We start from the raw sequence: 14,623 nt of genomic DNA, 5'->3' as shown, positions 1-14,623 counted from the left end.
TTAACGAATCTCAACCATAGCGCGACCGCCGCGGGCCTCGACCAGTTCACCAATCGCGGTCAGATCGATACCAAATTCCGCCGCAGTGGCTTTAACATCGTCTTCGGCGTCCGGCGTTACCGCCAACAACAGACCGCCTGACGTTTGCGGATCGCACAGCAGGCTACGAACTTCACGCGACATGTCGCCCATCAGATGACCATAGCTGGCGAAGTTGCGCTCTGTGCCGCCCGGTACGGCGCCCAGGGCAATATACTCTTCCACGCCCGGCAGTTTAGGGATGTCCTGATAGCAAAGCAGCGCCTGCACGCCTGCGCCCTGGCACATCTCGCTCAGGTGCCCCAGCAGGCCAAAACCGGTAACGTCAGTCATGGCTTTTACGCCGTCGATATTGGCAAACGCCGCGCCAGCAATGTTCATCCGACACATGACTTCCGTCGCCAGCCCCTGATGTTCAGGTTTAAGCAGCGATTTTTTCTCGGCGGTGGTCAACACGCCAATCCCCAACGGTTTGGTCAGAAAGAGTTTGCATCCCGCCTGCGCGGTACTGTTTTTCTTCACCCGTTCGGTCGGCACCACGCCTGTGACCGCGAGACCAAAGATCGGCTCCGGGGCGTCAATCGAGTGTCCGCCCGCCAGCGCGATACCGGCCTGACGGCAGGCAAAGCGCCCCCCCTCGGTCACTTCACGCGCAATATCGGGCGACAGGGTATTAATCGGCCAGCCAAGGATCGCGATCGCCATAATCGGTTTGCCGCCCATCGCAAAAATATCGCTGATGGCGTTTGTTGCCGCAATGCGGCCAAAATCAAACGGGTTGTCGACTATCGGCATAAAGAAGTCGGTGGTGCTGATAATACTGGTGCCATTACCCAGATCGTAAACCGCCGCATCATCGCGGGTTTCATTACCCACCAGCAGATTCGGGTCGACGAACTTCGCCTGCTCGCTATGCAGGATAGTCTCCAGCACTTTAGGGGAAATTTTACAACCGCAACCAGCGCCGTGGCTGTATTGCGTTAAACGAATGGCTTGCTCGCTCATGGACATCTCCTGTCATTGCATTCGCGCTATGGTAGCGCTCATTCCCTGATGTGGTAAGTATCACTGTCTGAATTACCGCGCCTTTGCTCAGAATCCAGACAGTTTTATCCCTCAGCGTCAGAAATAACGCATAAACGGCGTGGGGTCGGGGGTACTGATCGTCGTTGACGCTTTGAGCTGCGGCGTGCCGAGATAGAGAAAACCAACAATTTTATCCTGCGGGCGGCACTCAAAGGCTTCCCGCACGATAGCGCTCTCCGTTAATGCACCGCTACGCCAGATACCATTAAACCCTTGCGCAATCGCCGCCATTTGCATCGCCATCACCGCGCATCCGGCAGACATCTCCTGTTCCCACACGGGAACCTTATGGTTTTCTTCGCATTTCGCCACCACGGTAATGATCAGCGGTGCGCGAAACGGTGCATTACGCGCTTTTTCGATCGCTTTCTCATCGCCCCCGGCAGCGACAGCGCCTTGTTCAAGCACGGCGCTGAAGCGGTCGCGCCCCTCTCCTTCAATCACAAAAAAACGCCACGGCTGTAGAGATTTATGATCGGGAACACGCATTCCCGCCCGCAGAATGTTCTGTAATTGCTCTCCGACAGGCGCCGGTTCTGCGAGACGAGAGGCGCTACGACGGTTGACCAGCAGTTCTAGTGCATCCATTTGATTAACTCCAGCAATGATATTTATTCACAAAATTAACACGGGAGCGGATTTTGTTACAGCGCAGGCAGTGATTCCTGCTGACAACTGCCTGATGGGTCATTACGATAGCCACATCTTAATGCTTTATCCTCACCAAGGTACAAGCGTTGTTACTCAGATAGGGAGAATACATGCGAACCCTGTGGCGATTTATTGCCGGATTTTTTAAATGGACGTGGCGAGTGTTGAACCTCGTCCGTGAAATGGTACTCAACCTGTTCTTTATTTTTTTGGTTCTGGTGGGCGTTGGGATCTGGATGCAGATCGGTAACGGCAGCAACAGTGAGCAAACGGCGCGCGGCGCTTTGCTGCTGGATATTTCCGGCGTCATTGTGGATAAACCCTCCACCAATCACCGTCTGGGCGCGCTGGGACGCCAGTTATTTGGCGCCAGCTCCGACCGTCTGCAGGAAAACTCCCTGTTTGACATCGTCAACGCTATTCGTCAGGCGAAAGATGACCGTAACATCACGGGTATCGTTCTGGATCTGAAAAACTTCACCGGTGCCGATCAGCCGTCAATGCGCTATATCGGTAAAGCGCTGCGCGAATTCCGCGATAGCGGCAAACCGGTTTTCGCCGTGGGTGAAAACTACAGCCAGGGTCAGTATTACCTCGCCAGTTTCGCCAATAAAATTTGGCTTTCCCCACAGGGTCAGGTAGATCTTCACGGCTTCGCTACGAATGGCCTGTACTACAAAACGCTGCTGGATAAACTGAAAGTCTCTACCCACGTTTTCCGGGTCGGCACCTATAAATCCGCCGTCGAGCCGTTTATCCGCGACGATATGTCGCCCGCCGCCCGCGAGGCCGACAGCCGCTGGATAGGCGAACTGTGGCAGAACTACCTGCATACCGTTTCTGCCAATCGCCAGATTTCGCCGCAACAACTCTTCCCCGGCGCGCAGGCTATTATCGACGGGTTAACCAGCGTGGGCGGCGACACCGCCAAATATGCGCTCGACCATAAACTGGTGGACGCCCTCGCCTCCAGCGCAGATGTTGAAAAAGCGCTGACGAAGCAGTTTGGCTGGAGCAAAACCGAAAATAACTATCGCGCGATCAGCTATTACGATTATTCGCTGAAAACGCCTGCGGATACCGGCGGTACTATTGCGGTTATTTTCGCCAATGGCGCGATTATGGATGGCGAAGAAACGCCAGGGAATGTCGGCGGCGACACTACGGCATCGCAGATCCGCGACGCACGCCTTGATCCTAAAGTGAAAGCGATTGTGCTGCGCGTCAATAGTCCAGGCGGTAGCGTCAACGCCTCCGAAGTTATCCGCGCCGAACTGGCGGCGGCAAGAGCGGCTGGCAAACCGGTGGTGGTCTCAATGGGCGGTATGGCGGCCTCCGGCGGTTACTGGATCTCTACGCCGGCAAACTATATCGTGGCCAGCCCCAGCACGCTGACGGGTTCAATTGGCATCTTCGGCGTCATCAATACGGTAGAAAACAGCCTGTCGTCGATTGGCGTACACAGCGACGGCGTTTCCACCTCGCCGCTGGCGGATATTTCGATGACCAAAGCACTGTCACCGGAAGTGCAGCAGATGATGCAACTCAGTATTGAGTACGGCTACAAACGCTTTATCACGCTGGTGGCAGACGCGCGTAAGCGTACGCCGGAGCAAATTGATAAAATCGCACAAGGCCATGTCTGGACCGGAGAAGACGCGAAAGCCAATGGTCTGGTGGACAGTCTCGGCGACTTTGACGACGCTGTCGCCAAAGCGGCGGAGCTGGCGAAACTGAAACAGTGGCATCTTGATTACTATCAGGACGAGCCGACGGTCCTTGATATGGTCATGGACAGTATGACCGGATCTGTACGCGCCATGCTGCCGGAGGCCATTCAGGCGATGCTCCCGGCGCCGCTCGTTTCCGCCGCCAACACGGTGAAGGCCGAGGGGGATAAACTGGCGGCATTTAACGATCCGCAAAACCGTTATGCGTTCTGTTTGACTTGCGCGAACGTTCGCTAATGCTTCATCAATAGCCATACCGGATGGCGGCGTCTGCCCATAGCCGCCATCCGATAATCATTAATACGTCCTTCGCGACACGACTGAACATTATCATGCAAAAGAAATCAATTTACGTTGCCTATACCGGCGGTACTATCGGTATGCAGCGCTCAGATAAAGGGTATATCCCGGTGTCCGGGCACCTTCAGCGCCAGCTGGCGCTGATGCCAGAATTCCACCGCCCGGAGATGCCGGATTTTACCATCCATGAATATGCCCCGCTGATGGATTCATCAGATATGACGCCGGAAGACTGGCAGCATATCGCTGCAGATATCAAAGCGCACTACGATGAGTATGACGGTTTTGTTATTCTGCACGGCACCGACACGATGGCGTTTACCGCATCGGCGCTCTCTTTCATGCTGGAAAATCTGGGTAAACCGGTTATTGTGACAGGGTCACAAATTCCGCTGGCTGAGCTGCGCTCCGACGGGCAAATTAATTTGCTGAATGCGCTTTATGTCGCCGCCAACTATCCTGTTAATGAAGTAACGCTGTTTTTTAATAATCGTCTGTTCCGCGGCAATCGCACGACCAAAGCCCATGCGGATGGTTTTGACGCTTTTGCCTCTCCTAATCTGCCGCCCTTGCTGGAAGCAGGAATTCACATTCGCCGTTTAAATACGCCTCCCGCGCCCTACGGTTCTGGTGAATTAATCGTTCACCCTATTACGCCGCAGCCGATAGGCGTAGTGACGATTTATCCGGGGATTTCCGCCGAGGTAGTACGTAACTTTCTGCGTCAGCCGGTAAAAGCGCTGATTCTGCGCTCTTATGGCGTAGGCAACGCGCCGCAAAATAAAGCGTTTTTACAGGAGCTGAAAGAGGCCAGTTCGCGCGGCATCGTGGTGGTTAACCTGACGCAATGCATGTCAGGGCGAGTCAATATGGGCGGGTACGCTACCGGTAATGCGCTGGCGCACGCTGGCGTGATTGGCGGTGCCGATATGACCGTCGAAGCCACCTTAACCAAACTGCATTATTTGTTAAGCCAGGGTCTGGACACTCAGGCGATTCGTAGCGCGATGGCGCAAAACTTGCGTGGTGAATTGACGCCGGATGATTAAAAAATCCCGACGACAAGGAGAAGATAATGACAAACCGGGCCTTATTACTGGTAGACTTGCAAAATGACTTTTGCGCCGGCGGCGCGCTGGCTGTAGCGGAAGGCGACAGCACCATCGACATCGCCAACGCTCTTATTGACTGGTGCCAGCCCCGGCAGATTCCGGTGCTGGCCAGCCAGGACTGGCATCCCGCGCAGCATGGCAGCTTCGCCAGCCAGCATCAGGCGGAACCCTATAGTCAGGGAAAGCTGGACGGGCTGCCGCAAACGCTCTGGCCGGATCACTGCGTTCAACATACCGACGGCGCGGCGTTACATCCCCTGCTTAACCAACATGCGATTGACGCCTGCATCTATAAGGGTGAAAACCCGCTGATTGATAGCTACAGCGCGTTTTTTGACAACGAACATCGGCAGAAAACTACCCTTGATACCTGGCTTCGCGAGCATGACGTTACCGAGCTTATCGTGATGGGGTTGGCGACCGATTACTGCGTAAAATTTACGGTGCTGGATGCGCTAGAGTTGGGCTATGCCGTTAACGTTATCACCGATGGCTGTCGCGGCGTGAATATTCACCCGCAGGATAGCGCACACGCGTTTATGGAGATGGCGGAGGCAGGCGCGACGCTGTATACGCTGGCAGACTGGGAAGAGACGCAGGGCCAGGCTGTCGCCAGGTAGCGGAGCAGGTATCGTATCCGGTCAATACATCACGCAACGATGAGACCATTGCATAGATCTTTGAGGCCGGATACGTCACGCCAGCATCGCTACCTGGCAAAGCTCAACGCAGGCTGGAGAGCGCTTCTAACGAAACTCTTCTCGTTTCAATGCCAAAACAAAATAATATCAGCGCGCACGCCGCCAGCAGCATACCCAGCACAACAAAAACGGTGACAGATCCATAGCGGGTCAATAAAACCGCCACGCCGTAGGGGGTAAAGACAGCGACAATCCGCCCTACCGCATTCACAAAACCCGATCCACGTAGTCTAAGGTGCGTAGGCCATAATTCGGGAACGTAAACCGCTGAGGCAAAGCAGACGTACATATACAGAAAGGAAATCATGACTAGTCCATAAACCAGAATGGCCCATTCCTCAGTCTGTATTGAGTAAAAATATCCTACTACCGCAATAACGATAAGCAACAGCGAACCAAATAACCGTCTGGGGAAATGATCAATAATGAGCGCGGCGATAAATATGCCCACCGGCGCGCCAATCATAATGATGGCGGTCATGAAAATGGACTTTGTAACATCAATTCCTGAATTCACAAAAATTGTCGGGATCCATACCGTAATGGTATAAAGCGAAATGTTCATCGCAATCAATACCGTGATCGCCACTAACGTGCGCCGCAGCATTTGTCCTTTGAATAGTAGCCAGAATGTACCGTTTTCAAAGCGCGACTCCATGGATTTATTGCTTTCCTGATGCGGCGGCAAAATAATACTTTTTTCTTTTTCTATTTGCGATTCAATCATGAGAAGCTGCTGTTCAGCCTCGCGTTGCCGCCCTTTACCTGCTAACCACCTGGGCGATTCGATAAAGTACTTTCCTGAAAGAGACCACGCCAGCAACATCCCGATCCCACCAAGAAGAAACATCATCCGCCAGCTTAAAAACGCAATGACCACTACGCCAATTCCCGCAGACAGCATCGGTGACCAGTTCCCTACAAAAGAGAGGCGCGCGGACCATTTTCCTCGTACAACGGGAGGGATAAACTCGGTAAAAGAAGCATATCCAACCATAATCAATGCCCCCATGCCTGTCCCCATCAGACAACGAAAGAAAATCAGCCAGTACATATCGGGAACAAATGCGGCAGCCGTTGCGGAGATACCCACAAGCAACAAATTAATGCGAAACGCTTTTCGACGCCCCAGGTAATCCCCAATAAAACCGCCGGTAAGCGAACCAATAAAATAGCCAAGCATCAGTGCCGATGTGAACGCGGCATTAAGATAATTATTCGACCAGCCATTGTTTATCAATTTGGCCAGAACCACATTCCCTGAGTAACTCAAAAACCCCGTTAATAGCAGGCCAAAACTAATTATTCCAAAAATACGAAAATGAAACCGAGATAAAGGTAAGCGGTCTAGTCTGGCACCGATATGATCATTGTCTTCCATCTGGATGGCCTCTAACGCAGCAAAATAATAAATTATTGTCTCGCGGCAAAGGGTATTTGCCGCACTTGCTATCATCTGCCGTTTTTTTTGGCATAGTCCAGGCGAAAACAATCCAGGCAAGGGTAATCTATCGATTAATAGACAAGCTGGATATTATTTTTGTCGCAAAATGCGACCCATTCATCACCTGGCGTTTTATTCGTTATCAGGTAATGGATATGACTAAAATCGACCAACCGCACGAACGCTTTACGATCAAATTTTGACTGGTCCACCAATAACGCCACCTCTGTGGCCTGGCGAATCATCGTTTTTTTGATTTCAGCCTCCGCCTCGTTAGAATCAAGCGCCCCGCTCGCCATATCCAGCCCTTTACAACTCATCACCATAATATCAACATGATAACGGCTGATTATTTCTTTAGTGATACGCCCCTGCAGCGATAGCGTATTTTTATTTAACTCGCCGCCCGTAGAAACAAGATTAATGTCCGATTGCGCCAGTTCATGGAAAGCTTCCGCTGAATTAGTTAACAAAGTAAGATCATTTCGGTCTTTCAGAAGTTTTAGCAATTCCATTACCGTACTGCTGGAATCGGCGGCCATCGTTGTTTTGTTTTTAATAAACGGAAGCGTATTACGGGCTATAATTTGCTTCTCTTCATAGAACGATTTTGCACGCTTATAAAAATGGATATTGTCAGCCAGCACTGCCGAATTTAATACCGCACCGCCATAAGTTCGAGTCAAAAAGCCTTCATCTTCGAGTTTTTCCAGATCGCGTCGAATTGTCTCTTCGGTTACCTGAAAAATTGAACTCAAGTTAGAGACTGTTACTTTTTTATCATTAGCGACCATCTGTTTGATCGCCTGAATCCTGTCTTTCGCCGCCACGATTACACCTCTGTTTTCGACGTCATGATAAACGTTGAGTATCTCACAGACTATGTTTACTTTCAAAATAAGCCGTTTGAATAACAGATTTTATCTGCATTTCGCCAAAAAAGAGGTGTAATGTATTGCTTATGGATTGTCCAGCGCTTCCGCCATTTGTCTCATCAATAACGCATCGTCATCCGTTAAGGTGATGGACAGCGCAGCGATATTCTCTCGTACCTGCTCCGGCGACGTGGCGCCGCTCAGTATCGAAATCAGTTCGCTTTGTCGCAATATCCACGCCAGCGCCAGCGTCGGGACGGCGCAATGGTATTTGTCGCACAATGGCTGCCACTGCTCCAGCATATCAATAACCCGCAACATATTCTCACGCTGGAACCAGAGTTTATTCGCTCGCGCCCCGCCGGGAACATAGTCACGGGTAATGGTGCCAGTTAACAATCCCTGCTCCAGTGGCGAATAAACCTGTACCACGATGCCGTGCTCGCGGCATAGCGGCAGCAGCTCCGTTTCCAGCGCCCGGTCAAGAATGCTGTATTTCGCCTGTATGATGTCCAGCTCGCCATGTTTAAGGTATTCGCGGATATGGCTGACATCTACATTCGCCGCCCCGATAGAACGGATTTTCCCCGCTGCTTTCAGCTCATTGAGCACGCCAACGGTTTCTGCAATCGGCGTAAAAAACGGCGGTACCGACTGCCAGTGGGTCATATAGATATCGATATAATCAATCCCTAGTCGCTGGAGACTGGCATCGACTTCTTTACGAATAGAGTCCGGAGAAAGATTTTTATAAAGCTGGCGATCGCCGACTTTATTGAACAGACTCCCTTCCCGCCCCCAGACGATCCCGCATTTGGTCTCCACCACCATCTCGTCATGCGGTAATTTCTTCAGCGCCTGGCCGACAATCACTTCGCTATTGCCAAAGTTATAGCCCGGCGCCGTATCAATCAGGTTAATACCGCAACGGTGCGCCTCAACGATAGTATCGATGCAGACCTGCATATCGAGGTTGCCATTCCATGCCGGGCCGCCGCCGATAGCCCAGGTGCCGAGTCCCATACGGGAAAGCGCTATATCTGTATTACCTAAAGGTATCATTTTCATCTGCCGCTATTACCCTTCGTATTCATTCAGGAGTTGTTCCACTAGCATTCTGTTTTTCACGCCCGTTGTGGCGCCCACGCTGAGTACCGATATCGCGGCCGTCGCATTGGCGAACCGTGCGCATTCACGCAGCGTTTTTCCCTCCAGCAGCGCGGCGATAAATCCCGATGCAAAATTATCGCCAGCGCCAATAGTGTCGATGGCGGTAATGCCTGACACCGCAGGCACCTCCATTTTTATATCGGCACGTTTGATAAAGCAGCCTTTCTTGCCAGTTTTAATCACCACCGTTTTTACGCCACATTGCAAAAAACAATCGGCAATATCATCCAGCGTCTCTTTCCCGGTCAGTTTTTTGGCTTCATCAATATTAGGAAACAGATAATCGACAAAATTTAGCGCTTCGCGAATATCGTCCAGAGTTTCATTCAGCCGCGGTTTGATCATGTCAGCGCAGATAACCAGTTGATGCGCTTTCGCCTGCGTAAAAATAGCCGTTAATGCTTTGCCATCCAGCAGCGGGCTGTTAAAGATACTTGCCAGTGATAACAGCCTGACCTGAGAAAAACGGTCAAAATCGACATCGTTAATATTTAGCTTCCACAGGCTGCCGTTACGGTTAGTGACAAAGGTGCGCTCACCATCATCAGTCACCAGCCCAACATTAATTGAGGTATCAATATCAGCATCCTGCTTCAGGCTCTGAATATCGATATTCTCCTTCCGACAGTGGTCGAGAATAAAATATCCTGCCGCATCGTCGCCAACGCGACTCATTAGCGCAGTGCGATGCCCGAGACGCGAAATAATCGTGGCTTCATTAATCGCATCTCCCCCTGTGGTCATGGCAATTCGTTCTAATGGATACGAATCGACATCAAAGATATTTTTACTAACCGGTTGCAAAGGAATGTCGACAATGGCCGCCCCTATGCAAAGAACTTCGATTTCGTCCATATCATCATTCCGCTTTACCATCTGAACCAAACAGTTTGATTTTTTCCAGCGCGCGGGCTTTTACCGCTTTGCGTACTTCGCGTTCCAGATGCAGGAACGGCTGATCCTGATTCTCTTTTACCGCTACCATCGCGGCCTGACACAGTTCGGTGTGGATATTGATTTTCGAGATGCCCAGCGAAATGGCTTTTTTGATATCCGCGTCGCTAATGCCGGAAGCGCCGTGTAACACTAGCGGTACGGAAACTGCCTGGCGCACGCGCTCCACGACCTCAAAATTCAGTTTTGGTTCAGAGGTGTACACGCCATGCTGGTTGCCGATGGCGACCGCCAGCGAGTCACAACCGGTACGCGCTACAAATTCCGCCGCCTGATCCGGGTCGGTATAGTGATACCCTGCCAACGCCTCTTCATACACCGTTTCGTTCCCTACGTGCCCTAACTCCGCCTCTACCGGAATACCCAGCGGATGAAAGAAATCAACGGCTTCTTTGGTCAGGCGAATATTTTCTTCAAAGTCAAAGGATGAAGCGTCACGCATCAGCGAGTTCATGCCGTGCGCCCAGGCATTATGGATAATGTCCATGCTACGTCCATGATCCCAGTGGGTAATTACCGGCACAGAGGCTTTTTTAGCCATGGAAACCATCATATGAGAGAAGTCTTCAAATGAAGTATTGCCCACAAATCCGGTACCAAAGGAGATAATAACCGGCGAATTTGCCTCTTCCGCCGCATCAATCACTCCCATCAACATTTCCGCATTCCACACGTTAAAGTGCGCAATCGCGTAATGTTTATTTTGTGCATCATTTTCCCAATATTTTATATCTGCCAACATCGCTGTTTCTCCCGTTTTTTATTAATCGCAAACTTTAATAACGCCTTTAATAATGTCGCGTTTGTTATTCACCGACTCTTCAAATGCACGTTGTACGTCTTTGTAATCGTAAATATGCGTCACCATTGATTTCACATCGAAACGCCCGGAGGAGATGGCATCAATAGTCACCGGATAGCGGTTGGCATAGCGGAATACCGTCTGGATGGAGGCTTCACGGTTAATTTTGAGGAAATTAATCGCTGAATCTCCTGCGACAGTGCCGACAATCATGATCTTCCCGCCGCGCATGACCAGATACGGCGCTTGCTGAGTTGTGACGGCGGAACCGGCGGTTTCAAACACAATATCGGCGCCCATATCGTCGGTGAACTGCTGGCAGCGCGTGACAGTATCGTCTTTCGCCCCATTGATAACGGTTGTCGCTCCCAGTCGTTCAGCCATTGCCAGCCGTTTTTCCAGTACATCCACTACCGCGATATTGGTCGCCCCCAGACACTTACACGCTTGCAGGGTCATTAAACCAATGCAGCCCGCGCCGAGAATGACGATTTTCTTACCCGGTTTAACATCCGCCAGCATTGCCGCATGCATTCCAACAGCAGCGGGTTCCACCAGCGCACCTTCCATAGTGTCCATATTGTCCGGAAGCTTGTACGTAAAACTTTCCGGATGGCACAGATAGTGCGTTAAGGCCCCGCGATAATTCGGCTGCGTCGCCATAAAATCAACATCCGGACAAATATTGTATTTTCCTTCCAGACAATAGCGGCAGTGGCCGCACGGCACGCCCGGCTCGATATTAACCCGATCGCCTGGCTTAAATTTGCTTACCCGATTGCCGACCGCAATGACCGTTCCGGCACACTCATGACCGAGACCAATTTCCTGATTTGGATCCTTCGGCGGAATGAATGGCCCGGATTCAAAACCGTGAACATCTGAACCGCAAATACCAACATATTCAACTTTGATCAATACTTCGTTTTCTTTTGGTACTGGAATATCAGCCGCCATAATTGTCATGGTGCCTGGCGTTTTTAATATCGCTTTTGAATTTTTCATTTTTATTCCTTTATTTACTCGTGACCTTATCAATGCCCAGACTTTCGACCGAAACACCCCTGGTCTCAATTCCGATAGTCGCTATTGCGACGGCGACGATAATCGAGACAGCGCCCAGCAGGACGAAAACGCCCGTCACGCCATAACCGTTGAGTAATACCGCCACCGCATAGGGGGCAGCGATACCGCTGATTCTGCCGACAGCGTTCGCCAGGCCGGAACCGCGAAGTTTCGCTTCTGTTGGCCAGATCTCCGGCACATAGACCGCCGAGGCATAACAGACATACATATAGACAAAGGTAATCAGGAAAAAGCCGATTAAGGTGATAAGCAACATGCTGGTTTGCAGCGAATAAATATATCCCAGCACGGCAATCAGAATTAATAAACCGACACCCATGGTTTTGCGCGGAATTTTATCCATTACCAGCATGGCGATAAATATGCCAAACGGTGCGCCGAACATACTCATGGTATTTAAAACGATCGAATCTTTGAGGTTGATGCCCTGCGTCATAAAGATGGTGGGCAGCCAGTTAATTAACGTGTATTGCACAACGTTCATGGCAATCAGCACGCAGGAACCCAAAATAACGCGTTTCAGTAATACGCCAGTGAGCAACGCTGAATACGGTACGGAACGCGGCGGCTTGCCGCTGTTTTCAATAACAACCGGCGGCAGCGGTTTTCCTGTCTGACGTTCGATGCCTGCTTCAATGGCCTGCATAACCTTTTCGGCTTCCTGATAACGCCCGCGAGATTCCAGCCAGCGGGGAGATTCAGGGAAGTATCGCCAGGCAAGCGCGGTAGCAATCAGCGACAGCACAGCCGGGATCAGTAACTGCACGCGCCAGTTCCATTCCGCGCTAATTAGCGGCGTCAGCCCCATTGCAATCAGGGAACACAATGGATATGACCAGTTGCCAATAAACGAAACACGACTCGACCAGGTGCCGCGATTTCTGCCGGGCATATACTCGGTAAATCCGGCGAACAACGTGACCAGTAGTGCCCCTAATCCCACGCCCATCACAAAACGACAGGCAATCAGAAAGCTCATATTCGGTGAGAATGCGCCAACCACCATCGCGGCGATATGGATTGCCTCATAAAGAATAAAGGCGTTCCTGCGCCCGGTTTTATCGCCGATAATGCCGCCCACCAGCGCGCCGAGAAACATCCCCGCTGTGGTAATGGCGGAGAAGGTGGCTGTCGTGGAATTATCGGTCCAGCCTAACTCCTTGAGCTGGGCAAGAATTAATCCGCCGACGGCATTACTCCAGCAAACAAGCAGACCAAAGGCGACGACGGCAAACATTGATGAATGCCAGCGGCAATCCGGCAGGCGATCCAGCCGGGCGCCGCAGTGCGGTTTTGTTATCTGTTCCATGCGATAACGTTCCTTTAGCAGAAGGGTTATTCATCAAAGTCGTAGGTCATGATCACTTTAATGGCTGTCTTATCGACCATTGCGTCAAAGCCTTTGCGCCACTGAGAAAGACCGATACGATGGGTGATCATTGGTTTTACTTTGATAGCGCCGCTGGCAAGCAGGCGAATCGCATTGCGCCAGGATGTAGAGTCATAGGCCATATGCCCAATGATGCTTTTGTTCCACGCGGTAATGTCGTTGATGGAGAAATCGAGCGGCTTAAATCCCATACCGACGCGAACCACTTCACCATTTGGCCGCAACATGTCGATGGCCTGTTTAAGCGCAATGTTGGCACCGGAGCATTCGATCACCAGACCGAGGTTGTCTTTGCCGCAAATCTCCCGGCAGCGTGCGACGACATCTTCCGTGGAGCCGTTAACAAACGCCGTCGCGCCGAGTTCTTTGGCCACAGGGAAACGGACAGGAACATCCTCATCCAGGCCAACCACCACGATATTTACCGCCCCCATAATGCGGGCCATTTGGACCGAAAACAGGCCTAACGGACCGGTGCCGATGACTACTACGTCCTGGCCGGGTAAAAATTTGGATTGCTGGGCGATTGATTTATAGGCGTTGCAGATAGGGTCCAGTACTGCGGCTTCCTCGTAATCCACGCCTTCCGGGATCTCCCACAGGGCATGGCGATGGATTTTCAGGATTTCTCCCGGAACCAGGCAGTATTTGGAGAATCCACCGCCCCAGGTGTTGTTATCCAGACCCAGATTCACTTTTTCTGTACAACACAGAAAATCACCTTGTTCACAGGCAGGACAAACGCCGCAAACGTGTCCGCTGTTGTCAGAAACCACGCGCTGGCCGACTTTCCAGTCTTTCACTTTTTCGCCCACCCGCGCGATACGCCCGGCGAATTCATGACCGCGAACGGAGTTAAATTCGTCGGACCCGCTGTCAACGTTATAGTGCTTCATATCCGCGCCGCAGATCGCCGCCGCTTTGATTTCGATAATCACGTCTTCCGGACCGCATACCGGCTCCGGGACATCAATCATTTTGTAGCCGCCAAAGGCCTTGCCAAATCTCGCCAGTGCTTTCATTGCATCTTCCTTTGTGTTTGGTGTGCATCAATGCTCATCATACTTAACCATAAAATCTTTAAGGTCAACGATAAATCTTTAAAACACAGATAATGATCTGTATTTGCCAACCAAGATCACAAACTCAACGAAACAAACGGCGATAAAACCAAAAAGATGGAAGCCGTATCGCGAAAGACGGCGTGAACGCCTGCGCAGGTTTCCATGGATGAAGATGCTAATCTGCTGCGGTTATTTTTTCGCCACTCCATTCTGTGGCGT

General features: G+C 51.3%; 13 protein-coding genes. 3 read left to right on the top strand and 10 right to left on the bottom strand.

All coding sequences use genetic code 11. The annotated features are described in order from the left end of the window. Nucleotides 1–1,044, bottom strand: coding sequence for a selenide, water dikinase SelD (gene selD, locus ACLD11_RS01460; protein WP_001294888.1), 1,044 nt, complete (start codon nucleotides 1,042–1,044; stop codon nucleotides 1–3). A 117-nt stretch (nucleotides 1,045–1,161) separates the two neighbouring features. Further along, complete coding sequence (locus tag ACLD11_RS01455; RefSeq protein ID WP_108638181.1) at nucleotides 1,162–1,713, bottom strand: NAD(P)H nitroreductase; 552 nt, start codon at nucleotides 1,711–1,713, stop codon at nucleotides 1,162–1,164. A 173-nt stretch (nucleotides 1,714–1,886) separates the two neighbouring features. On the opposite strand from ACLD11_RS01455, the gene sppA reads away from it, so the two are divergent. The 3 genes from sppA (at nucleotide 1,887) to pncA (ending at nucleotide 5,538) form a co-directional block, all read left to right on the top strand. Further along, the gene (gene sppA / locus ACLD11_RS01450) at nucleotides 1,887–3,743 is read left to right on the top strand and encodes a signal peptide peptidase SppA (protein ID WP_001259884.1); all 1,857 of its coding nucleotides are present in this window, start codon (nucleotides 1,887–1,889) and stop codon (nucleotides 3,741–3,743) included. 95 nt (nucleotides 3,744–3,838) lie between these two features. Further along, nucleotides 3,839–4,855 (top strand): asparaginase, encoded by a 1,017-nt coding sequence (gene ansA, locus ACLD11_RS01445; protein WP_001170136.1) that lies wholly within the window; start codon nucleotides 3,839–3,841, stop codon nucleotides 4,853–4,855. Between the two features lie 26 nt (nucleotides 4,856–4,881). Further along, on the top strand, nucleotides 4,882–5,538 hold the full coding sequence (pncA, locus tag ACLD11_RS01440; protein ID WP_076726441.1) for a bifunctional nicotinamidase/pyrazinamidase: 657 nt from the start codon (nucleotides 4,882–4,884) through the stop codon (nucleotides 5,536–5,538). A 103-nt stretch (nucleotides 5,539–5,641) separates the two neighbouring features. On the opposite strand, the gene ACLD11_RS01435 is transcribed toward pncA, so the two are convergent. The 8 genes from ACLD11_RS01435 to ACLD11_RS01400 form a co-directional block, all read right to left on the bottom strand. Then, nucleotides 5,642–7,000, bottom strand: coding sequence for an MFS transporter (locus ACLD11_RS01435; protein WP_411014506.1), 1,359 nt, complete (start codon nucleotides 6,998–7,000; stop codon nucleotides 5,642–5,644). 134 nt (nucleotides 7,001–7,134) lie between these two features. Then, nucleotides 7,135–7,893, bottom strand: a complete 759-nt coding sequence (locus tag ACLD11_RS01430) for a DeoR/GlpR family DNA-binding transcription regulator (RefSeq protein WP_076726440.1) — start codon at nucleotides 7,891–7,893, stop codon at nucleotides 7,135–7,137. Between the two features lie 129 nt (nucleotides 7,894–8,022). Further along, nucleotides 8,023–9,006: an aldo/keto reductase gene (locus ACLD11_RS01425; protein ID WP_411014442.1), complete on the bottom strand. Its 984-nt coding sequence runs from the start codon at nucleotides 9,004–9,006 to the stop codon at nucleotides 8,023–8,025. 9 nt (nucleotides 9,007–9,015) lie between these two features. Continuing rightward, nucleotides 9,016–9,963: a sugar kinase gene (locus ACLD11_RS01420; protein ID WP_411014441.1), complete on the bottom strand. Its 948-nt coding sequence runs from the start codon at nucleotides 9,961–9,963 to the stop codon at nucleotides 9,016–9,018. Nucleotides 9,964–9,967: 4 nt separating this feature from the next. Then, nucleotides 9,968–10,804 carry a ketose-bisphosphate aldolase gene (locus tag ACLD11_RS01415; protein WP_000878867.1) on the bottom strand — a complete coding sequence of 279 codons (837 nt, stop codon included), beginning with the start codon at nucleotides 10,802–10,804 and terminating at the stop codon, nucleotides 9,968–9,970. 21 nt (nucleotides 10,805–10,825) lie between these two features. Next, nucleotides 10,826–11,869, bottom strand: coding sequence for an NAD(P)-dependent alcohol dehydrogenase (locus ACLD11_RS01410; protein WP_411014440.1), 1,044 nt, complete (start codon nucleotides 11,867–11,869; stop codon nucleotides 10,826–10,828). Between the two features lie 10 nt (nucleotides 11,870–11,879). Next, nucleotides 11,880–13,259 (bottom strand): MFS transporter, encoded by a 1,380-nt coding sequence (locus ACLD11_RS01405; RefSeq protein ID WP_411014439.1) that lies wholly within the window; start codon nucleotides 13,257–13,259, stop codon nucleotides 11,880–11,882. Nucleotides 13,260–13,285: 26 nt separating this feature from the next. Further along, nucleotides 13,286–14,362 carry a zinc-binding dehydrogenase gene (locus ACLD11_RS01400; RefSeq protein ID WP_183059125.1) on the bottom strand — a complete coding sequence of 359 codons (1,077 nt, stop codon included), beginning with the start codon at nucleotides 14,360–14,362 and terminating at the stop codon, nucleotides 13,286–13,288. Nucleotides 14,363–14,623 lie beyond the last annotated feature (261 nt).

The sequence above is a fragment of the Salmonella sp. 741265116_PST genome (genome assembly GCF_046567715.1).
GTDB classification, from domain to species: domain Bacteria; phylum Pseudomonadota; class Gammaproteobacteria; order Enterobacterales; family Enterobacteriaceae; genus Salmonella; species Salmonella enterica.
The sequence above is the reverse complement of the archived record's forward strand: the minus strand, read 5'-3'. Positions and strand labels throughout refer to the sequence as shown.

Coding starts and splice junctions, on each gene's coding strand:
- ACLD11_RS01415 (WP_000878867.1), bottom strand. CDS start 10,804: ATGTTGGCAGATATAAAATATTGGGAAAATGATGCACAAAATAAACAT.
- ACLD11_RS01400 (WP_183059125.1), bottom strand. CDS start 14,362: ATGAAAGCACTGGCGAGATTTGGCAAGGCCTTTGGCGGCTACAAAATG.
- selD (WP_001294888.1), bottom strand. CDS start 1,044: ATGAGCGAGCAAGCCATTCGTTTAACGCAATACAGCCACGGCGCTGGT.
- ACLD11_RS01425 (WP_411014442.1), bottom strand. CDS start 9,006: ATGAAAATGATACCTTTAGGTAATACAGATATAGCGCTTTCCCGTATG.
- ACLD11_RS01405 (WP_411014439.1), bottom strand. CDS start 13,259: ATGGAACAGATAACAAAACCGCACTGCGGCGCCCGGCTGGATCGCCTG.
- ansA (WP_001170136.1), top strand. CDS start 3,839: ATGCAAAAGAAATCAATTTACGTTGCCTATACCGGCGGTACTATCGGT.
- ACLD11_RS01420 (WP_411014441.1), bottom strand. CDS start 9,963: ATGGACGAAATCGAAGTTCTTTGCATAGGGGCGGCCATTGTCGACATT.
- sppA (WP_001259884.1), top strand. CDS start 1,887: ATGCGAACCCTGTGGCGATTTATTGCCGGATTTTTTAAATGGACGTGG.
- ACLD11_RS01410 (WP_411014440.1), bottom strand. CDS start 11,869: ATGAAAAATTCAAAAGCGATATTAAAAACGCCAGGCACCATGACAATT.
- ACLD11_RS01435 (WP_411014506.1), bottom strand. CDS start 7,000: ATGGAAGACAATGATCATATCGGTGCCAGACTAGACCGCTTACCTTTA.
- pncA (WP_076726441.1), top strand. CDS start 4,882: ATGACAAACCGGGCCTTATTACTGGTAGACTTGCAAAATGACTTTTGC.
- ACLD11_RS01455 (WP_108638181.1), bottom strand. CDS start 1,713: ATGGATGCACTAGAACTGCTGGTCAACCGTCGTAGCGCCTCTCGTCTC.